Source organism: Acidobacteriota bacterium (assembly GCA_026393675.1).
Taxonomy (GTDB): domain Bacteria; phylum Acidobacteriota; class Vicinamibacteria; order Vicinamibacterales; family JAKQTR01; genus JBAXOX01.
Genome location: JAPKZQ010000045.1, coordinates 30037 through 51164, shown reverse-complemented (window position 1 = coordinate 51164; position 21128 = coordinate 30037). Strand labels below are relative to the sequence as shown.

16 protein-coding genes and 2 tRNA genes are annotated in these 21128 nt (G+C 65.1%); 12 read left to right on the top strand and 6 right to left on the bottom strand.

Features of this window, described 5'->3' with window-relative positions; translation table 11 throughout:
* Positions 1-64 precede the first annotated feature (64 nt).
* Positions 65-2629: a ComEC/Rec2 family competence protein gene (locus NT151_11700; protein ID MCX6539577.1), complete on the top strand. Its 2565-nt coding sequence runs from the start codon at positions 65-67 to the stop codon at positions 2627-2629.
* Here the strand turns inward: NT151_11700 and mazG are convergent.
* On the bottom strand, positions 2571-3452 hold the full coding sequence (gene mazG, locus NT151_11695; protein ID MCX6539576.1) for a nucleoside triphosphate pyrophosphohydrolase: 882 nt from the start codon (positions 3450-3452) through the stop codon (positions 2571-2573). The two genes, NT151_11700 and mazG, sit on opposite strands and share 59 nt — an antisense overlap.
* 133 nt (positions 3453-3585) lie before the next feature.
* On the opposite strand from mazG, the gene NT151_11690 reads away from it, so the two are divergent.
* From NT151_11690 to NT151_11665, 6 genes are all read left to right on the top strand, one after another.
* A complete protein-coding gene (locus NT151_11690; protein ID MCX6539575.1) occupies positions 3586-3882 on the top strand; it encodes a DUF1844 domain-containing protein in 297 nt (98 codons plus the stop codon).
* Positions 3879-4658: an MBL fold metallo-hydrolase gene (locus tag NT151_11685; protein ID MCX6539574.1), complete on the top strand. Its 780-nt coding sequence runs from the start codon at positions 3879-3881 to the stop codon at positions 4656-4658. The genes NT151_11690 and NT151_11685 overlap by 4 nt, the downstream gene beginning before the upstream one ends.
* Before the next feature lie 361 nt (positions 4659-5019).
* On the top strand, positions 5020-5958 hold the full coding sequence (locus tag NT151_11680) for a bifunctional riboflavin kinase/FAD synthetase (GenBank protein MCX6539573.1): 939 nt from the start codon (positions 5020-5022) through the stop codon (positions 5956-5958).
* A 13-nt stretch (positions 5959-5971) separates the two neighbouring features.
* Positions 5972-6277, top strand: coding sequence for a hypothetical protein (locus NT151_11675; GenBank protein MCX6539572.1), 306 nt, complete (start codon positions 5972-5974; stop codon positions 6275-6277).
* 20 nt (positions 6278-6297) lie between these two features.
* Entirely contained in the window at positions 6298-7725 is a 1428-nt protein-coding gene (cysS, locus tag NT151_11670) for a cysteine--tRNA ligase (GenBank protein MCX6539571.1), read from the top strand.
* Entirely contained in the window at positions 7722-9053 is a 1332-nt protein-coding gene (locus NT151_11665; protein MCX6539570.1) for an acetyl ornithine aminotransferase family protein, read from the top strand. The genes cysS and NT151_11665 overlap by 4 nt, the downstream gene beginning before the upstream one ends.
* Positions 9054-9146: 93 nt before the next feature.
* Here the strand turns inward: NT151_11665 and NT151_11660 are convergent, their stop codons facing one another.
* Entirely contained in the window at positions 9147-10385 is a 1239-nt protein-coding gene (locus tag NT151_11660; GenBank protein MCX6539569.1) for a saccharopine dehydrogenase NADP-binding domain-containing protein, read from the bottom strand.
* Between the two features lie 248 nt (positions 10386-10633).
* Here NT151_11660 and NT151_11655 point away from each other — a divergent pair, with 248 nt between their 5' ends.
* The 3 genes from NT151_11655 to NT151_11645 all read left to right on the top strand — a co-directional run bounded on the left by NT151_11655 (position 10634) and on the right by NT151_11645 (position 11376).
* A complete protein-coding gene (locus NT151_11655; GenBank protein ID MCX6539568.1) occupies positions 10634-11053 on the top strand; it encodes a YraN family protein in 420 nt (139 codons plus the stop codon).
* 129 nt (positions 11054-11182) lie between these two features.
* Positions 11183-11257 (top strand) — tRNA-Gly (locus NT151_11650).
* A 44-nt stretch (positions 11258-11301) separates the two neighbouring features.
* Positions 11302-11376, top strand: a tRNA-Cys gene (locus NT151_11645).
* Between the two features lie 15 nt (positions 11377-11391).
* Here the strand turns inward: NT151_11645 and NT151_11640 are convergent.
* On the bottom strand, positions 11392-12258 hold the full coding sequence (locus NT151_11640) for a hypothetical protein (protein MCX6539567.1): 867 nt from the start codon (positions 12256-12258) through the stop codon (positions 11392-11394).
* 268 nt (positions 12259-12526) lie between these two features.
* On the opposite strand from NT151_11640, the gene NT151_11635 reads away from it, so the two are divergent.
* Together NT151_11635 and NT151_11630 are read left to right on the top strand one after the other, a co-directional pair.
* Positions 12527-13513: a glycoside hydrolase family 43 protein gene (locus tag NT151_11635; protein MCX6539566.1), complete on the top strand. Its 987-nt coding sequence runs from the start codon at positions 12527-12529 to the stop codon at positions 13511-13513.
* A 28-nt stretch (positions 13514-13541) separates the two neighbouring features.
* Positions 13542-14762 (top strand): lactonase family protein, encoded by a 1221-nt coding sequence (locus NT151_11630; protein MCX6539565.1) that lies wholly within the window; start codon positions 13542-13544, stop codon positions 14760-14762.
* Between the two features lie 108 nt (positions 14763-14870).
* On the opposite strand, the gene NT151_11625 is transcribed toward NT151_11630, so the two are convergent.
* From NT151_11625 to NT151_11615, 3 genes are all read right to left on the bottom strand, one after another.
* Positions 14871-15770 carry an alpha/beta fold hydrolase gene (locus tag NT151_11625; protein ID MCX6539564.1) on the bottom strand — a complete coding sequence of 300 codons (900 nt, stop codon included), beginning with the start codon at positions 15768-15770 and terminating at the stop codon, positions 14871-14873.
* Positions 15771-16519: 749 nt separating this feature from the next.
* Positions 16520-18769, bottom strand: a complete 2250-nt coding sequence (locus tag NT151_11620) for a VWA domain-containing protein (protein ID MCX6539563.1) — start codon at positions 18767-18769, stop codon at positions 16520-16522.
* Between the two features lie 239 nt (positions 18770-19008).
* Positions 19009-21057, bottom strand: a complete 2049-nt coding sequence (locus NT151_11615) for a VWA domain-containing protein (protein ID MCX6539562.1) — start codon at positions 21055-21057, stop codon at positions 19009-19011.
* Positions 21058-21128 lie beyond the last annotated feature (71 nt).

The window sequence follows — 21128 nt, the reverse complement described above, 5'->3', positions numbered from 1 at the left end:
CTGGGCACCGTGTGGCACCCGCCTTGCCACCTAGTACCGGGTGCACCACCCGTGCGTGCCTCCCGTGCTTGCCTTACTGGCTGGTGTCGCCGTCGGCTGCGCCTGGCGCGTGCCCTCGCACATCGTCATCGACGTCGTGTGCCTTACGTGGGGACTGGCCCTGACGTGCCTGCTGGTTCGCTCGACCGTGTGGTTCGTGGGAAGCACGTTGGTGGCATTTGCCGTGTGCGGCGCCGCGCTAGGGATGAGTGCGATGTGGGATGTGGTGCACACTCCGGCGCGAGCGGCGCTCATGGCGGCGCACGGGGTCGCCGAGCTGCCCGATGAACCAAGTGGAATTGTCGAGGTGACGGGTCGGTTGACGGAGGATGCGGCACCTTCATCCTCGGGCGGCGCTCGCCTCGCGATGGAGTCGATCGGGTTCGACATTGGCGGTCGGCCGTTGGTGGCGGGCGGGGGCATCCTGTTGACCGTGGTCGGCACGGTCGCCCCGTCGATGGCGACGACCTGGCGACGAGGTCGTGTGGTGCGGGTGCCGGCGCAACTCCGGCGTCCGGCGCGCTATCTCGACCCCGGAGTGCCGGACTTCGAGTTGATGCTGGCGCGGCGCGGGGTCACTCTGGTGGGATCCGCCAAGAGCGGCCTGCTCGTGGAGGTGATCGCGCGAGGCAGCGTGTTCGACGAGGCCTGCGCCGAGCTGCGGGCCAGGGCGCGGGACGTGTTCGATCGGGTGATTGGGCGGTACGGTGCGCGGTCGGCGGCCGTGACTCGCGCGGTGATCCTTGGGGATCGGACCGGTCTCGACGAGGAGACGGAAGAGCGGCTCCAGCGCGCGGGAACGTATCACGTGATTGCGATCTCGGGCGGGAACATCGCGATTCTGGCGGGTCTCCTCTTCGTCGCGGTCCGTCTCGTGACGCGGATGCACGTCGTTCCGGAAGTCGTGGTGTCCGTGTGCCTCATCGGCTACGCGTTTCTGGTTGGCGGCGGTGCATCCGTCGCTCGCGCGACGGTGATGGCCGTCGTACTCCTGGCTGCTCATGCCTTCGACGGCCGGGGCCATCCGCTGAACGCGCTCGCCTGTGCCGCGGGCCTGAGTCTGGCGATCGAGCCGCTGATGATTTACGACGCCGGCGCGTGGCTGACTTACGGGGCGACGCTCGCCATCATTGTGGGTACGCCACTGGCGTTCGCCACTCTGCCGCCACTGCCCGGGTGGCTGCGTCCGATAGTCGCACTGTTTGTGGCGTCGCTCGCCGCCGAACTCGCGCTGTTCCCGATCTCCGCGATGGTGTTTTCGCGCGTGACCACGGCTGGGCTGGCGTTAAACTTCGCGGCCATTCCGCTGATGACCGTCGTGCAGGTCGGCGGCATGTGCGTGTTGGGGCTGGCAGCGGTGTCGGCGCTGGCCGCCAATCTCGCCGGCTACGTTACCCATGTGGCCGCGTGGGGCCTGGTCGAGAGCGCCCGGTTCGTGGATCTGGTGCCGTGGCTGACGACCAGGCTCCCTCCGCCAGAGGCGGTCGCAATGGCGACCTACTACCTGGCGTGGCTCGTCTTCTTCGCGTCACGCCCTGGGATCGCCACGCTCCAGCGTGGCCGGGCTGGAGCCCGGCGTTCCCAGGAAGAGGCGCTCTCGGGAGAAGGCACCGAGTACTACGTCGGCGCGGTTTGCGGCAGGGGGCTGACTACGACCCCGTTTCCGCTTCGTGCTCGGCAAGTGGCCATCATGGCGGTGGTCGCCACGGGCATCTGGATCGTCGTGGCGCCAAACGTCCGGTGGGGCGCGGCCGGCCGCCTACGCGTGACGTTCATCGACGTCGGGCAGGGTGACGCCACTCTCGTTGAGTTTCCTTCCGGCCACGCGTGGATGGTGGACGCCGGAGGGGCAACCGGACCGCGATTCGACATCGCGCGGCGGGTGATCGAGCCGGTGGTCTGGACGCTTGGTGTGAGGCAGTTGGCGCACCTGGTTCTGACGCACGGCGACGCGGACCACATCGGCGGGGCACCGTCAATCGTGCGCGACCTTGTGCCCGATGAGGTGTGGGAAGGGATACCCGTTCCGAAGCACGAGCCGCTGACCCAACTGCGCGATCTCACCGGCATCGGCGGCTCTGTGTGGCGCAGTGTCCAGCGGGGCGATCGCGTCCGGATTGGAGGCGTCGACGTCATCGTCTGGCATCCCCCGCCCGCCGACTGGGAGCGGCAGCGGGTCCGGAATGACGACTCGATCGTCATTGAGTTGCGCTACGGGAATGTCTCGATTGTGCTGCCGGGCGACGTCGAAGCCCCCAGCGAGAAGGCCCTTGCGCGTCTGCTCGCGCCAGCACCCATCACCATCGTGCAGGCGCCGCATCACGGAAGCCCCTCGTCTAGTTCGCTGCCGCTGCTGCAGGCGATGTCGCCGGCCGTGGTGGTGATGAGCGTAGGGAGGAACAACAGGTTCGGGCACCCTGGTCGCGCCGTCCTGGAGAGGTATCGTGCGATAGGGGCCGGCGTTTTCCGGACCGATCAGGATGGCGCTGTGACGATCGACACGGACGGCAAGACTGCGGACGTGACGAGCTTCACCGGTCGACGTCAGCACCTGACGCCGGCGGCGCCGCGTGCCGCTCCGCCAGCTTGACGCGGCCCCAGGCGGCCTCCATCTCGTCAAGCGTGTAGGCGGCCAGCGGTCTGCCGTGCTCCCGGAGACTCGCTTCCATCGCGGCGAATCGGCGTGTGAACTTGTCGTTGGCTTCGCGCAGCGCCGACTCCGGTTCGATGCCGAGTTTGCGCGAGAGGTTCGCGATGGCAAACAGCAAGTCGCCCATCTCTTCTTCGGCCCGTGCCCGGTCGGTGGCCAAACCTGAGGTAACCGACTCGCGCAGTTCTGCGACTTCCTCCTCGATTTTTGCCAAGACGTCCGCTGCGCGTTCCCAGTCGAAGCCAACCGCCGCGGCACGCGTCGCGATCTCGTGCGCCCGAAGCAAGGCCGGTAACGTCCGGGGCACGCCGCCCAGCGTCGTCTTGGGTTTGCCCGTGTCGCTGGTCTCGCGTGCCTTGACGTTCTCCCACAACCGGATGACCTCATCGGGCGTCATGGTGGTGCCGCCCGCTGGAGGACGCTCGGCTGTGCCGTCGTGTGGCCCGAAGACGTGAACGTGCCGACGCACGAGCTTGTTCGAGATGGACTCGAGCGAGTCGGCGATCGAGAAATCGCCAGCCTCGTCGCACAGTTGCGCGAGCAGCACGGCTTCGAAGATAAAGTCGCCGAGTTCCTCGCGAAGCGCGACGCGGTCATCCCGGTCCAGGGCCTCGAGCACTTCGTAGGTTTCCTCGAGCACAAAGGGCCGCAGCGTCTGCAGTGTCTGCGCTCGATCCCACGGACAACCGTCCGGGCCGCGCAGGTAACGGACAATCTCGACCAGGCGGTCAAACGCGTCGGCTGCGCGTGTCGTTGGAGCCATGGGCGGTATGCTACCATGCCGATCTGGTAGCCATTCTGGCCGGCGGACCGCGCGGCGTGGATGCAATGGTCATGGTGGACTATGGCACGTTGGCGTGGACGGGTTCGGCGGCTGCGAGCAGGGAGGCGGCGGCGTGGCTGAAGACCTGACGGTGACATTTACCGGCTTTATGATCTCGCTCATGACGACGGCGGCTGTGCACTTTGGCGACTATCCCGACCCCGTGACGGGCGAGAAGAAGCCGCTGAATCTCGAAGGCGCGTCGCAGATGATCGAGATTCTCGCGATGCTCGAGCAGAAGACCCGGGGCAACCTGACCGCCCAGGAGCGATCGATGATCGAGCAGGTGCTCTACGACTTGCGGATGCGATTCGTCGCAGCGCAGCAGACCCTGGGCGCAACCGACGTCAAACCGCCCGACCCGTCTTGAGCACCTCGGCTGGTCGCGTCACGTTCCTCGGCAGCGGCACGTCGCACGGCGTGCCCATGATCGGCTGCCGCTGCCCCGTCTGCCAGTCGACCGACGAGCGCGACCAGCGGACTCGGCCCTCCATCTACATTCAGTTCGACGACGGTACGAGCGTGCTGGTGGATACCACGCCGGATCTGCGAATGCAGGCGCTGCGCTTCGGCGTCGAGCGTGTCGACGCGATTCTCTTCACGCATTGCCACGCCGATCACGTCATGGGGCTCGATGACGTCAGGCGTTTCAACGCGCTCCAGGGCGGCCGGCCCATTCCCTGCTACGGCGATGACCACACGCTGGACAACCTGCGCCGGATCTTCTCCTACGCGTTCGAAGCGGCTGACCATGGTGGCGGATTGCCGCGGATCCAGTTTCAGCCGCTGGCCGGTCCGCTGTCGATCGGGGGACACCAGATCGTGCCGGTGCCGGTGTGGCACGGGCCACGGTTGATACTCGGATACCGGGTCGGCGGGTTCGCATATCTCACCGACTGCAACGGCATTCCCGACGATTCGTGGCCGCTGCTCGACCATCTCGATACGCTCGTGATCGATGCCGTCAGACACCGGCCGCACGGCACGCATTTCAATGTGGCCGGTGCGCTCGGCGTGATCGAACGGCTAAAACCCCGCCGTGCCTATCTCACCCACATCTGCCACGATCTTCCGCACGCGGCGACCAACGCGCAGCTTCCTGCGGGCGTCGAACTCGCATACGACGGCCTCGTGCTGGAGATCTAGCCTCGGGATTCGGGGTTCGGGATTCGGGATTCGGGAAACCCCGCAGGCGCGGGTGCTCGTGTCGGTGGGAGGGCGGCTTCCGAAGCGGCCCCTCGAACCAAGCCGACAGCGAAGTCCTGAGCGAAGTCGAAGGGCGTCAGTCTGCAAAACGTGCCGTGAGGGCCAAGACAGGCTGATGGATAGAGGCCCCAAAGCGTAAGGCCGGCGACACGTCCCGGTAAGGCTCGTTTTGCCGGCTTGCGTGAGCGGGGACGCGGAGGAACCGTCGTCCCGCAGGCACGAGGCTGGGCGCAAGGCGCGAGAAGAGGGGACTCGGGGGGCGGACGCTGGTCTCGCGCTTGAATCCCGGTATGATCAGATCGTGGAGATCATCCGCTATCCAGACGATCCGCGGCCCGCGTCCTGGCGGTCGCCTGTTCTGGCGCTGGGCAATTTCGACGGGCTGCACCGCGGCCACATGACGATCGTGAACCGTGTCGTCCAGGCCGCCCACGATCGCGACGCGACACCGGTGCTCCTGACGTTCGATCCGCACCCCAAGCGGATTACCAGGTCCGCGGAGGCACCGCGCCTGCTGATGACCACGGCAGGAAAGATCGAGGCCCTCGAGCACTCGGGCCTCACAGGCGTGGCCATCGTTCGCTTCACCTACGAACTGTCCCAGTGGACGCCGGAGACCTTTGTCGAAGCCGTGCTGGTCGGCTGGCTTGGCATCTCCGAGGTGTGGGTCGGCACCAACTTCCTGTTTGGACACGACCGGACCGGCGACGTGTCGACGCTGCAGGCCCTCGGCCGTCAATACGGGTTCGAAGCCGGCAAAATTGATTCGGTGCTCCACAACGGCACCATCGTTAGCAGCGGGCGGATCCGGGCCCTGGTTGCCGGGGGCCAGGTTGATGAGGCGGCGGAGTTGCTCGGGCATCGACACTACATTGATGGCATCGTCGTGCGCGGCGCAGGGCGCGGCCGCGAGATCGGGTTTCCGACGGCAAATCTCGACACCGACAACGAACTGCTGCCAAAGCGGGGTGTCTACGCCACGACCGCCCTCGTCCACGGCAGAGTGTGGCCGTCGGTCACCAATATCGGACGACACCCGACGTTCGGCGAAGCCGAGGCGCAGTTGGTCGAGGTCCATTTGCTTGACGGTGGGCGCGACCTGTACGGGGAACCTGTGCGGCTGTCATTCGTCCAACGACTGCGGGACGAACAGGCGTTTGCGTCGACAGAAGCGCTGCAGGCACAGATCTCCGCCGACTGCGAACGTGCCCGGGCGCTCGTCAACCTGATTTCGGTTTAGAATCAGATCTTCGATGGCTGAGACCGAGGCGCGTCAGACGTTGTGCTTTACGGCGAGCTTTCCGATGGAGGCGTACTTCGCGCCAACGGCAGGCGAACTGGCGAGTTGTCTGGCGGTGTCGGCGGGTCTTGCCGAGGATGACGCCAATGCGATCGGGCGTTCCGTGGAAACGGCGTTTACCAAAGCCCTGAATGGGCAGAGCGTCGAGGGCGCGCCTGCGATCGATGTGTCGCTGTGCGCGGGCGAGACGACGCTTGACCTGTCGGTGTGCTGCGGATCGACCAGTGTACTGACGCTCAGCCACCCCATGCCACAGTAGATTCGGTACTGATCACATTCATGCTGCGCCTCTACAACACCCTGACGCGAAGCGAGGAAGCGTTCACGCCTCTTCGCGACAACACGGTCCGTATGTATACGTGTGGCCTGACGGTGTACAACCGCGGGCACATCGGTAACTTCCGCACCTTCGTGTGTCTCGACGTGCTCAGGCGCGTGCTGAAGTATCACTGCGGCTACGCGATGCGCCAAGTGATGAACTTCACCGACGTGGACGACCGCACGATCGCGGGCGCCCAGAAGGCCGGGATGCCGCTGCGCGAGTACACGGATCAGTACATCGCGGCGTTTCGGGAGGATGCGCGGGCGCTCGGCCTCGAGCAAGTCGAGGAGAATCCTCGCGCGACCGACGAGGCCAACCTGCAGGCGATGTCCGACCTGATCGGCGCGCTCGATCGCAACGGGCATACCTATCGGAGCGACGGATCGATCTACTTCAAGATCTCGACGTTCCCCGCTTATGGCGAGTTGGCACGTCTCGACCACAGCGGCATTCAGCCTGGGGCGCGCGTGGATTCGGATTCCTACGCCAAGGAGGACGTCCGGGATTTCGTGCTCTGGAAGGCGACTCATCCGGGCGAGCCGACGTGGGACTTCGGACAGGGCCCCGGCCGACCCGGCTGGCATCTGGAGTGCTCGGCCATGGCCCTGCGGCTGCTGGACGGGGCGCCGATTGACCTGCACGCCGGTGGCATCGATCTCGTGTTTCCGCACCACGAGAATGAGATCGCCCAGAGCGAGGGCGCCACCAAGACGCCGTTTTCCCGGTTCTGGGTCCACGTCGAGCATCTCCTTATCGACGAAGAGAAGATGTCGAAGTCGCTTGGCAACCAGTTCAACGTCCCGGACATCGTCTCGCGGGGCTTCAGGCCGTCGGCGCTGCGGTATCTCTACATCTCGACCCACTACCGCAAGCAGTTGAAGTTCTCGTGGGTGAGCCTCCAGCAGGCCGAAGAGGCCGTGCAGCGGTTGATGGACTTTCTGGGGCGGATCGATCACATCCGTGGCGGTGAGGCGCACCCGAAGGCGGTGGCCAGGGTTGAGCAGGCACGCGCGCAGTTCGGTGAGATGCTCGACGCGGATCTCAACACGGCCGGGGCACTCGGCATCGTGTTCGATCTCGTGCGCGCGCTCAATTCGGCCATCGACGCCGGCGAGGTGGGGGAGCCCGATCTCGCGTCAATCCGCGCCGTGTTCGACTACATCGACAAGGTGCTGGGGTTCATCTCGCTCAGGCGCGAGGAGGATGCGCAGGCGGTTCCGGCGCCGGCCGAGGTCGAACGGCTCATCGCCGAACGCCAGGCGGCCAGGAGCCGCCGTGATTTCGCGGCGGCGGACGGCATCCGCAAGGAACTGGCGGCCCGCGGGATCGTGCTGGAGGACTCGGCCTCCGGGACACGCTGGAAGGTAGGAGCCAAACCTGTATGACGGGACCACTGATCAAGACAGAGCTTCCGGGCCCGAAGGCCCGGGCCATCATCGAACGCGATATCCGGCACGTTTCCCCTTCCTACACACGGTCGTACCCCTTCGTCATGGCGCGCGGCGCCGGCGCCATGGTGGAGGACGTCGACGGGAACAGGTTCCTCGACTGCGCCGCGGGAATCGCCGTGACGTCGACCGGCCACTCGCACCCCGACGTCGTCGCGGCCATCACGGAACAGGCGTCGCGGTTCCTGCACATGTCAGGCACGGACTTCTACTACGAACCGCAGGTGAAGCTGGCCGAGGAACTTGCCGCGCTTTCGACGATGAAGGAGCCGGTGCGCTGCTTCTTCGGCAACTCGGGGGCCGAGGCCAACGAGGCGGCCATCAAGCTGGCGCGCCACTATACGGAGCGCCAGTACTTCATTGCGTTCCTGGGCGCGTTCCACGGGCGGACGATGGGTGCCGTGACGCTGACCGCCAGCCGCGCGATTCAACGCCGCGGATTCGGCCCGGTGATGCCCGGCGTGTACCACGCGCCGTACGCCTACTGCTACCGGTGCCCCGTGAAGCTCAGGCCGGACACCTGCCAGGCCGAGTGCCTCGAATTCATCGAGAACTCCATCCTCGTGCACCTGGTGTCGCCGGAAGAGGTGGCGGGCGTCATCGTCGAGCCGATCCAGGGGGAGGGCGGGTACCTCGTTCCGCCGCAGCAGTTCCACGACCGCCTGCGCGCGCTGACCAGGCGGCATGGCATCCTGCTCATCGTGGACGAGGTGCAGTCGGGCATGGGCCGGACGGGGAAGATGCTGGCCAGCGAGCACTACGGCCTTGTGCCGGATGTGATGACGCTCGCCAAGGGGATTGCGTCGGGCCTTCCGCTCGGCGTGGCCCTGGCACACGCCGACGTCATGAACTGGCCGCCTGGTGCCCACGCGAGCACCTTCGGGGGCAACCCCGTGTCGTGCGCGGCGGCGCTGGCCACCATCAAGCTGCTGAAGGACACGCTGATCGAGAACGCGCGACTGGTGGGCGACTACTTGCTGGACTTGCTGAAGGCGCTGGCCGAACGCCATCGGCTCGTGGGCGACGTGCGCGGGAAAGGCCTGATGATCGGCGTCGAGCTCGTGCGGGACCGCGAGACGAAGGAGCGGGCGACCAGCGAGCGCGACGAGGTGGTCGGCGCTTGCTTCCGGAGAGGGCTACTGGTGCTCGGAGCCGGGGCGAACGCGTTGCGGTTCGCGCCGCCGCTCGTCCTCTCGAAGGCGCAGGCCGATGACGCGGTGCGGATCCTGGACGAGGCGCTGACCGAGGTGGAACCGATGCGCTGAGTCATCCGGCGCCAGGGGAGCCTGCAGGTGGAAGGGCCCGCGGCCAGGCCGCGGGCCTTTTGTCTCACCGGGGGCGGCAGCCCGGGAGGCGAGTTATACGATGGTCTCGATCGTCTCGAGCACGTTGACGTTGCGCTTCTCCAGCTCCTTCATGAAGTACGTGTAGTTCTCGCCGTAGATGCAATCCTCCGGCGGCACGCATCCCCGCTCCTTGATCATGCCGCGCCCGATCATCACCGCGGCGATCGCAGCGCTGAAGCCCGTGACGCGCCCCATCGAAGAGATGCCGCTGACCGTGTCAGCCTCGTCCCAGAGGTGGTAGGAGATCTTCGTCTTCATCCCGAATTTCGTGCCGACGACCGTGTTGTACATCACGCACACGTCGGTATCGCCGGGCTTCGCGCGCAGCTGGGGCTCGATGCGGGCCAGCAGGAAGTCGCGAGGCGCGGCCTTGCCGCCGCCGATCGTAATCGGCTCGAGATCGAGCATCCCGCACTCTTTCAGCGTCTGGACACCGTCCCAGTGTCCGGGCCAGCGGACGGTCTTCTCGGCGAACTCCTTCAACTGCGTCCGCGTGAAGATGAAACTCGGCATCCCCGGGGTGATCGCGCACTCGAGCGGCTCGTTCCTGCCGAACTTGTCGAACACGAACTTCTCGCGATCCGTCGCCGCGTTCACTTCGACCAGCTTGCCGTTCTTGAGCACGTTGACCTTAATCACGTACTCGCGCAGGACGTGCCAGAACGCCCACGTGATCATGTAGCGGAGCGGGTTGCGGGCGGCCACATCCTTGCGCGGGATGCCCCCGACGCGGGCGATGACCGACTCGGCGACGTCCAGCTTCCGGATTGCCTCGCCGCACGTGATATTGCTCAGGCCCGGCGCGAACCCGATGCCGTCCATGAAGCACACGTTGTTTTTCAGCGCGGTTTCGTGGATCCAGTCGCCGTACTCGTTCAGCGACATGCCGGCGGGCAGAACGAGGCCCTCGACCTCGTATGTGTCGGGTCGGCGGTGGTACTCCTCCAGCATGTCCACGATATGCGTACCCGCGCGGACGGCCGCGTCCACGCCGAGGTAGCTCGTGTGCCGATCGGGAAGCGTGTTGACGGCGACGTCGTATTGCTTCAGCAGCGCAACGACCTGGTCCTTCTGCTCGACATCGATCCGGTGCAGCACGATGCGCGGGTCCTTGAGCCAGGCGCGTCCGCGTTCCAGCGCGTCCATGCGGCGTCCTACGAGGCCGATGGCCGTCACGTCGGACTCGCGAAGGAGGTCGAAGGCGACTGCGAGGCCCATCTTGCCGGAGCCTCCGAATACGAGGATCTTCATGAATTCCCCCTGTTATGACGAGCGCCGGGATGACGCTCGCGGTCACGAACGGCTCCGGGTATGGCTGGGGACCGCCGGAGAGGGGGCGGGTGGATTATACCCGACAGGCGCACAGGGGAACGGCACCGCCGCCGCTGGCTCCAGCCCGGCCGGCAACCCCGGCGGCGTGGCGCCGCAGGTCGCGCTGGGTCAGGTACTGTCTCGAGCCTGGGATCGCCGGGCTCCAGCCCGGCCTGAGCGAAGGTTGCTTGACACTCTACGGCCCGTGGTTTGCAGCTGCCGTCGAGGTCTTGGGATCACTTGGAACGGTCCAACTCGGGTTATTGGGAGAGAATCTCGCGTGTGCGGCGCTCCAGCGGCGGGGGTACGCGATTCTTGCCAGGCGCTACCGCACCAGAGTTGGCGAAATTGACATTGTCGCTGCCGACGGCGACACGATTGTCTTCGTCGAGGTGAAGGCGCGTCGCGATACCCGCTGCGGCATTCCCGCCGAGTCGGTGACCTGGTGGAAGCAACGGCGCATCATCGCCATGGCGCGGTTCTATCTCGCCACGCACCGGTGCCAGCACCGGCCGGCCCGATTCGACGTCGTCAGCGTTCTCGCGCCCAAGGGCGCCGCACCGACCGTCGAGATCATCCGCGGTGCCTTCACGGCCGACCGATGGTAGGAGGCAGTAGACGGTAGTCGGTAGTCGGTAGTCGGTAGAAACCCGTAGGGGCACGGCATGCCGTGCCCGGCAGCCCCTCGAATTCTTGAAACGCTGCGTCGCCCTGTGGTACCGTAGTTTGTAGATTGGGCGGGAATAACTCAGTGGTAGAGTGCGACCTTGCCAAGGTCGAAGTCGCGGGTTCGAATCCCGTTTCCCGCTCCATTTTCCCTCCCTTGACTGTCGCTCTTGGCGGTCAATCCAGACAGGGCGCCGTAGCCAAGTGGTAAGGCAGAGGTCTGCAAAACCTCCATTCTCCGGTTCAAATCCGGACGGCGCCTCCAATTCCCCGACACAGCCTACTTAATCTCGAACGCCGTGCTCACCTGGAAGCGACGGTAGTTTGTGTAGGTCGCACGTCCTTCCATCTTATCCAGCCCAGTCACACGACGTTCGTCCATCAGGCTGGGCACCCACAGGCCGAGTTTCGGCTCCTCGCGGAAGACGACCTCAATGCTGTTGGTGTTGCCGTCCGGACGGGTTTCGATGCGCGTGCGAACGACCCGCCCGGTTTCGGGCTCGATCCAGAATCGCCCGCGCGCAGGCACGTTTTGGTCATTGCGTCCAACAATGAGCGTCGGCGTCGAGGTCTCCTCGTAGTCGACGATGATCGTGTCCAGGCCGTTCACTCGCTCGCGGCCGCGTTGCCTGAACACGAACCCTGCCCGGAGTTGCTTGGTGAGTATCTGCAACGCGAAGGTCGGCACGTTGATGTCCCGCAGTCCGCTGCCGATGTTGTAGCGGCTGCTCTCATCGCGAATGCGGAGCGCCTGGCTATACGCATAGGCGGGTGACTCGACGAAGAGCTTGAGGAGGCGGTCGTTACGGTCGCGGACGGGTACGCCGTCAACGGAGTACACGTCGCGAAACGGCAGCCACTCACTCAGCCCCGGAACCTGTACGAGCAGATAGTCGGACACGAGCGTGCGCGTCACCGTGTTGCTTGTGGTGAATCTCTCGAATCTGTCGCCTCGCGTATCCACGCGCTGGTCGAATCGTTCCTCACTGACGACCGACGACAGGCTCTTAACGTAGGCGGCGACGTAGGCGGTTGCGCGATCGAGAACCGTCGTCAGTTCAGCAGGAGGGGCCTGAACCGGTCTTGGAGACGTGGTGGTCGGCAGATACAGGAGACACACGAGCAGCGCAGCATTCCCAATCGACATCCCCGGTCTCCAAGTGGGCAGGCTGCAACAACACGGAACAGTCAGACGGCCACGGCAAGTGCGACCGTGAGCAAGCTCCTGACCGTCGTGCGTAGTATACCGTGAGGCATCCGGTCGTGCCATGCTCCGCCCGGGCAAAGAATCAACCGACGTCGGGTGAACCGTACCGGGAATCTCGAAGAGCGAATGGTGTGACTCAGGCCACCTTGGCCTGCTCACAGTAACGCGCTTCGTACTCGGCTGGCGCGGTTGGTATAATCGCGCCGCCATGAAATGCCGTGTCCCGGTTGCCGCTCGCTGCCTCGCTGTCGCCGCCGCCGCCATCCTCGCCGTCGCGTCGCTTGCGAGCGTGACAGCGGCCCCCAACAAGGCCGGCCCGTGGGTGTTCAGCTATTTCCTCGACAATGGCCAGGACGGCCTCCACCTCGCCTACAGCCGCGACGGCTTGGCGTGGACGCCCCTGCACGAGGGTCAGCCGTTCCTCGCGCCGGCGGTCGGGGGCAAGCTGATGCGTGACCCCTGCATCATGCTCGGTCCGGACAACGTGTTCCACGCGGTCTGGACGACCGGGTGGTGGGAGCAGGGCATCGGGATCGGCCACTCGAAAGACCTGCTGACGTGGACCGGCGTGGCGTTCCTGCCCGTCATGGTGCACGAGCGCAAGGCGGCGAACGCGTGGGCCCCGGAGATCATCTTCGACGAGCACACGCAGCAGTACGTGATCTTCTGGGCCACGGCGATTCCCGGCCGCTTCCCGGCCACGGACGACACCGCCGACATCCGCTCCGCGGACGGCTCGCGGCTGAACCACCGCATCTACCGCACGACCACCAAGGACTTCAAGGCGTACAGCCGGGCGGAGCTGTTCCTCGATCCGGGCTTCGATGTCATCGACGCGACCATCGTCCGCGACGGGGCGCGGTACGTGATGTTCCTCAAAGACGAGACGAAGTTCCCCGAGCCGCGCAAGGAGATCCGCGTCGCGTTCGCCGACCACGCGCTGGGGCCCTACGTGCTGGCTCCAGGGCCGGTCTCGGTGGAGAACTGGGTGGAAGGCCCCACGACGTTCCGGGCCGGCGCCGACATGATCGTGCTCTTCGACGCCTACACGCGGCACCGCTTCGAGGGCGTGCGATCGCACGACCTGAAGACCTGGACGCCCCTGGGCGGCGAACTGCAGATGCCGCCCGGGGCTAGGCACGGCACGGTCTTCGCCGTGGCGGAGAAGATCCTGCAGGGACTGCTCGCGAAATAGGCACGCACCCCCGGAGGACTGACACGACATGACGACGCCGAGTTCGGATCGTGCCGTAGCAACGACGACCCGCCGGGAACTCCTGGGGCTCTCCGCCGCCTGGATTGCGACGGCTGCGCTCCGGCCGTCTGGCCGTGCGGGCGCTCGACCGGCGAGCGCGCCGGCGACGCGAACTGCGGACGTGGAGACCTTGCCTCGCTTCGCCTACGTGGGCTCGTTCGCGACGAGTACGCGAGGCGCGCACGGTGAGGGTCTCTCGGTGTACGCCATCGACGCCGCCACGGGCCGCTGGTCGCGCGTTCAGCTCCTCTCGAGCGTCATCAACCCCGGATACCTGGGCCTCGACCCGCGTCGCCCCGTCCTCTACGCCGTCCAACCAGTGGCCAACGAGGTATCGGCCTTCGCCATCGACAATCGCAGCGGCGAGCTGACACTCATCAACCGTCAGCCCTCGGGCGGCGACGACCCGAGCCATCTCGCCATCGACCCGACCGGAAGATTCCTCGTCGCGGCCAACTACGTGGCGGGCACCGTTGAGGTCCTGCCCGTCAACGCTGACGGCTCGCTCGGCGCGCCCACAGACGTCGTGGCCACGAAGGGGGAGCTGGGCCCGCACCGCACGGAGCAGCCTGGCCCGCATCCGCACCAGTGCCCGTTCGATCCGAGCGGCCGGTTTGTCGTGGTTCCTGATAAGGGGCTCGATCGGCTCTTCATCTTCACGATCGACAGCGCAAAGGGCACGCTCGTGCCGGCGGATCGGCCCTTTACGAGGACCAGATCCGGGGCCGGCCCGCGTCACATCGCCTTCCTTTCCCGACTGCCGTACGCGTGGGTCATCAACGAACTGGACTCGACTGTGACCGCTTACCGGTTCGGTCACACCGGGGCGCTCGAGGCCATTCAGATCGTGCCGTCGCTGCCCTCGACCTTCACCGGCGACAACACCGGTGCCGCAATTGTCGTGTCGCCCTCGGACCGGTTCGTCTATGTGTCGAACCGGGGACACGACAGCGTCGCCATCTTCCGCGTCGACGAGTCGAATGGCATGCTGTCGCCTGTGGGGTGGGAGTCTACGAAGGGCTCGACGCCCCGCTTCATCGGCCTCACTCCGGCGGGAACGCGTCTGTTCGCCGCCAACCAGCGCAGCGACTCGATTGTGGAATTCCGTGTCGATCAGGCAACAGGAACGCTCAGCGCCACCGGGCAGGTCGTGAAAGTCAACACGCCCGTCTGCATCGTCTTTCGATAGTCGGGGCGCCTGCGGCCGGTCGGGCGCCGCCGGCCCAGCGGGACCAAGCGCGGCGGGCACGGAGTCGCCGACGCGGGACGCGCCGACACGAAGAAGATGAGAACCAGCTCACTTGGTCAAGCTGCGATCGAGAAAGTTCAGGACGGTTTCTTGGTACAGCACTGGCGCAGTGCTGTAGGTGGTGTCGTGGGAAGCGTTGGGGATGGTGACGAGACGGCTTCGATTGCCCGACAGGGCAGCGAGGATTCTGCGGGCGTTTTCCGTTGGGACGATCCAATCCCGCTCGCCCGAGATGAGCAGTACCGGGCACGCGATCTGCGATGCGGTCGAGAGAACGGACACAAAGTCTGATCCAAGGTACACACCGGTTCGCAGGTAGTAGGCGAGCACGATCGCACGCGCCGTTCCGGGAAGAAGCGCGGCGGCAAACAAGCCTCGCAACAACAGACTCGTGCCAGTGGCATGCAGATAGTGGCGGCTGACGTTGCCGAACACGTCCGCGCCAGTAGGGAAAGCGCCGTCACTGACGACGGCTCGAATCTCCGGAGACTCAGCAGCGGCGAGCAGGCATGCGACCGCGCCGTAGGAGACCCCCAACAGAGCAATTGAGCCGCGCCCTCCACGAGAGCGGACGTACTCGACCGCGCCGAGGAGATCGCGTCTTTCCACCAGTCCGGGCGAAACGAATTGTCCGCCGCTCTCGCCGTGTCCGCGGAGGTCGACGGCGAGAACGTTGTACCCGCCGCGAACGAGAAAGGCGGCGCGCGGCAGCATGACCTGGCGCGTATGATCGATGCCATGGGCGATGACGACTGTAGCCCGCGGCGTGGCTTGCGCGGGCAGCCACCAAGCCTTCAGGGGAATCCCATCCAGCGATCGGAACGAGACAACCTCTGCTTGCAGGCCGAAGTCCTGAGGGCCGCGGGTCATTCCGCGCCAGCGAGGCTGTTCGCCGATCATCACGCCGCTGCCCCAATACCCGACGGCTCCGTAGAACAGCGCCAGCAAGCCAATCGGAATTGAGAGCCAGCGCCATCGTCGAGTCGGTCGCTGGCGAGGAGTGAGCGGATTGGCGCTCGACAGCGAGCGAGTCCTGGATTGTTCGGGTTCGATGGGATTCATGGTCAACCTGACAATCCTCCATTCTCGAAGGCGTGAGTCGGGAACTACCCCATCCGCCAATGCTGGATTCTACTCTCCACGCCCTACGGTCGATCGATGCTGTTCCAAGAGCGAGAGGTGTGGATGACCTCACTCTGTAACGGGTCGGACGAGGGCCGGCTCGTGGGACGTTCATCGTTGCTCAAACACGCCGTGCGCTACAATCTGACTCGATGGCAGCCCCATAATTGAAGAACGGCTCGCCTATGCAGCTCGCGTCAGCGCGATGATGCGGGAGTAGGAGCAATGGCGACGTCAAGAATTCGGTTCGCCGTTAGAGTCTGGGGCCTGATCGCCATCCTGAGTGCCCCCGCTACGACACACGCCCAGGGCACCATCAAAGGGTGCATCAAAGACAGCACGGGAGTTGCTCTTCCGGGCGTCGAGGTACTCGCCGCCAGTGGTGACATCCGTGAGGTCGTCCACGCCGACGCCACAGGCTGTTATGAGATCAAGGCCCTGCGCGCCGGAATCTACACGGTCACAGCGACGCTGAATGGTTTCGTGCCAGGAAAGCGCGAATCCGTGCGTGTCGAATCGGGCCGCGACTCGGGCCCCGTGGATTGCACCCTCACCATTGGTCCGCTTGCCGAAACCTATCCCGTCACCGCCGCTGTCAGAAACGGTACCGTGTCAGGCTGTCTGGTTGACTGTGAACGCGCTGCTGGCGGAATTGCGCCGCCTTGCGCATGAGGCACCTCGTGTAAAGTGAGGCGCCACCAGTCCAAGGTTGGTGATCCGATGCTCGGCCTTGCTTCCCTGCGGCGATGTAGGTGCCACGGTGACTGAGTAGATCTGGCAGGGTGCAGTCGGCTGGGACGAACCGATGGCGGCCAACCGCCGCTGCCTGCGTGCACCGTGAACCGTACCTCGTGGTGTGCACTCTCATTGCCCCGCGTCGTCGAGATGCTAAGCAGGTGGGGGCCGGGTGCTAGCGTCCCGATCGGGATCGAAACCAGCAAGTTCGCAGACCGTGCCGTTGCAAAGCGATCCGGCGCCAAGGATTCGACCTTGCTGAACACCTCGGCGCCCGCGCGGTCCACGATTCTCGTAGTCACTGCCACCGCTTGCAGGGCGTTTCTGCCGCCCTGGTACACCCGGGCGAACGCCGTCACGGTGTCTCCGGGCAGGAAGTCGCGCTCCGCCGTCGGCACGATGGGAATAAGCGAGGCCAGCTTGCCCCTCGGTGAGGCGACAGGCGACGGGGTCGCTTCGAACATCACGTCTGAGAGCGACAGCGCAGCCTTGGAGTAATCAGGCACGTCCACTTCGATGTAGACGCTACCGCTTTTGCCCGACATGGAACTCTTGGCGGACAGCCGCAGTTGGTAGCGCCCCGGCTTCAGCGTGAGGCGCGACAGCAACCCGTAGCGCAAGTCGTTCACCGCACCCGCCCGAATGCGGAGGTGCGCGGTCAGACGGTCGGAGGCCTTCAATTCGGCCTGCATGCTATAGGCGTGAAACAGCACCGTCAGATCTTCAGCGGTGGCCGTCGACCCGGCAGGAATCGGCTCATGCCCCTGCAGGATGATGGCCACTTCGGATTCGGTCCCACCGTCTTTCGCGAACGGGACCGCGTGGACTCGCAGTGCGATGTCGCTCTTGGGCAGGAGACCCTCAAGGGCGGATACTTCCTCAGGCTTGGCCTTCGCTGGAGCCGTCTTCGTCGCGGCGGCGGCCTCCGTCGGCTCGAAGTAGCCGCTGCGAGATCGAACCGTCACACTTGGACGGTTCACCTTGACCTCTACCTTCCTGAACCGGCCGTTCGTTCTGCTGCTCGACGGTTGATACCCGAGAAGGTAGTACGAACCGTTCTCGCGGTAGATCTGCTGGATGCCGGGAGCCGGGTCGTTGGTGTCCGTGATGGCGAACCCGCCAGTCGCCGCTGATACACCCCTCAGGAAGTCCTGGTTGAAAGGGGCTGCGTCAATCCGCAAACCGCCCGGGTCGACGCTGTAAATGTTCACGTTGGAACGCCGGGCAGCGTCGTACACCTTCCTGAGCTCAGCGAATAGGATCTGAGCTACGTCGCTGGGGCCGGCCATCCCCAAGGAGTTGGGTTCCGTCGCCGACGTCACGTCGAGCGGAATGCCGACGCTCACGAAGAACAGTGCCTTGCGCCTGTCGGGTAAACCAGCGAGGTCTTCGGCAATATCTCGCAGGGTGCTGATCGTCGAGAAGTAGAAGTTCAGGAGCGATCCGCTTCTATCGAACTGGGTAAAGGGCTGCGGGGTCACTGCGGCGAGAATGGCGTCGGCCGGCGCCCCGGGGGACGAGGGTTTGGGGAAGGCCATCGTCCACCCCCCGTCTGGCGTCCCGTTGAAACGATCAACGGCGGCTAGCAACTTGGCCCGGTCGTGGGTGAAGGTCTGGCCGCCGCCTTTGCCAAAGGTGTGCACGACGGCAGCCAGGTCGTCTGGCGCCAGTCCCTCGACCACGCTTCGACCGAGCCGCTTCGCCTGCGGCACCTCAGGCGCGGGCATCGGTGTCGAGCTGTCCATCACGATCACCACAACGCGCCGTTCCCTGAAGTCGTCGTTCCTCCGGATGTCTGGTGCTACCTGGCGTGTCCATGGCGCGGCTTTCACGTCGATCACGTCTTCAAGATCGATGGCCGTGAAGGTGCCGATCTCCTGAGGCTTGCCGTCCTCGAGAACCGTGAAGTCTGAAGCGGTCAGGCCCCGCACCGGCCGGCGGTCCTTGTCCAGCACGGACACATCGAGCACCACCGCTTCGACGCTCGACTTGAACTTGGGCGGGGGTTGCTGGGCGTTCCCGACGAGAAGCGCGACACTCGACATGATCGCAACCGCACCAATACGAACAGCGACAGGATCCAGCGGCATGACGGTTACCTATCTTATGGTGTGCCTCGTCCCACACCACGTATGAGCCGGACCGACGCCAATTCGGTTCGGATGCGGCAGATTCTACAACATGAGGCCACGCGCATCACGGGAGCCGGGATTGGCGTTCGACGACGGATCCCCGCGGGAAACCGTCCGGCGTTGGATCGTGCAAGTCAGGCCGATCATCCATAAACGCGTCGCCTGGGCTTCATAGTCGCATTGCGCGCGGAACGCATCTACACGGGCGATCCCTCCTGCACCACAATGTCGATAGGAACCTGGCGGCGGATGGAGGATTCTGGCTTGCCGCCCGAGCTGGCCTCGACGGTCAGCACGTAGCAGCCGGGAGCCAGGCTAGACAACGGCACCGTCTCCAGATGCTGATAGACGCCCTTTGCTGACTTCAGCTCCGCGCCCGTACGCGTGCCCTCGCGTCGGAACACCTCTGTGCCGTCGGCGGTCCTGACCGTCGTCACGATGGTGACCGCATTCGGTGTGCGGCTTCGGTCGTAGACTTCGGCCATCAGCGTGAGCGACTCGTCCCGTCCGAAGACCCGCGCGACCGTCGGCGGTGTCGGCAATACAGATTGCAACGCCTGCAGGCGATCATTCTTCGTGCTGGGTGTGGCATTGGCGCGGCTCGACGTCAGCAGCAGGCCGCTCATCGTGAACACTGTCTTGCCGAAGTCCGGCACATCGACGTCACAATCGACTGCGCCAACTCTCTTGTTCACCGCGTCCTGCACTGCAATGTGCAGGCGATGAGGTCCCGTCGGCAGCGACAGTTGTTCTGCCAACCGAAGGCCGTTGGCCACCATCTGCGTGTGTGAGTCTGGCCGAAGGGGCAGCGTGAACGTTCGCGTAATCATGCCAATCGTGTCACCGACGGAATCGACCGCGACGATGGCGAGGTTCACGCTGGCGTCGAACCGGCCTTCCGCCTGAGAGAAGCCAATGTCTCGGCCGTCGACCTGAATCACAACAGTGACAGCAGCCTTTCCAGCCGCATTTCGGAAGGGTGCAGCAGATGCCCGTATCCGCACACCCGACACTGGAGTGGGGGAGTCGAGTGCCTCTTGGAGCGCCGCCAGCAGTTCAGGCTCCCTGGTCTTCGTCCTGGTCGAAGCCTTCGCGGGCGATCCCTCTGCTTTCTTGGAGTAGTAACCGACTCGCGCATACACTCCGACGTCCGGCTTGTGGACCTTGACTTCCAACTTGCGGAACGAGCCGTCCTGCTTGGGGGCCAGCGGGTAGTAGCCGAGCAGGTAGTACCGGCTGTTGTCTTCGCCGATGCGGTCGAGCGCTTCGTTCAGGCTGTTCGTGTTGACGGCGACCTGGCCTCCGGTGTCCCACGAGAGGCGGCGTAGCGTCTCCAACGGTGGGTTCAGGCACGCTGCGCTCCCCATCTTCAAGCCGTCTGGGTCGACGGCGTAGATAGTGGTGTTCGATTGGATTGCCGCAGCAACCGTGCCAGCCAGATCAGACTGGGCCAATCCGAACCACTTCGGCGGTGCCCCTGGGGGTCTGTCGCCCGTTCGTGCGCGTTGCTCCTGGCCGGACAGAAGGATGGGCGGAATTCCCCCACTGAACAGCACCACGGCCTTACGCCTTCCACGGATCTCGGCCAGCGCGTTCACGACGAGCCGGAGAGCAAGAAGGCTCGTTTGTGATTCATAGTTCAAGTCAAAGGACACCGAACCGCCGCGCCCGCCCACGAAACGGTCGATGGCGGCGAACAGCCGGCGCTGGCTCGACGTGAAGTCTTGTGACGTGCCCGCAATGCCGCTCGGAAATACGACGGCCGCAAGGTCGTTGGCGCCAACCTGGGTTTCGACGAACCGCCGAGCTAGGTCACGAGTCAGTCCTGTCGCCATGGGCTTGGTGTGCATATCGTCGAGAACGAGCACGTAGATCCGGCCGTCAAATGGTGCCTCGTTCGAGGAGACGTCCGGATCCGGCAGTGTCGCGGACGTTGTCGACTTCGCGACCGGCCCGAAGTCGACGGACCTGAACGTCTCGACAGCCTGGCGTTGGCCCTCCTCGAAGACCTCGAAATCGTCGCGCGTCAATCCGGTCACAAACCGGCCCTGCCGGTCGACGACGACCGTGGGGATCTCGACGCAAGTGATATCGGAGCGGAACGTGGCTCGCGGATCGGGCGGCGATTGCTGCGCGGCCCGAGGCACCACCTGCGGAACGGGTTGCTGCGCGTTGACGACCAGGAGGGCGAGAGCAGTAGCGATGGCGGTTGCGCCGACCCGAAGGACGACCGTTCCATGGGACATGACGCAGGGAGGATAGACCAGCCGGAGAAACCAATGCAACCGGCTGGATCCGACACCAGCACGGCGATGGT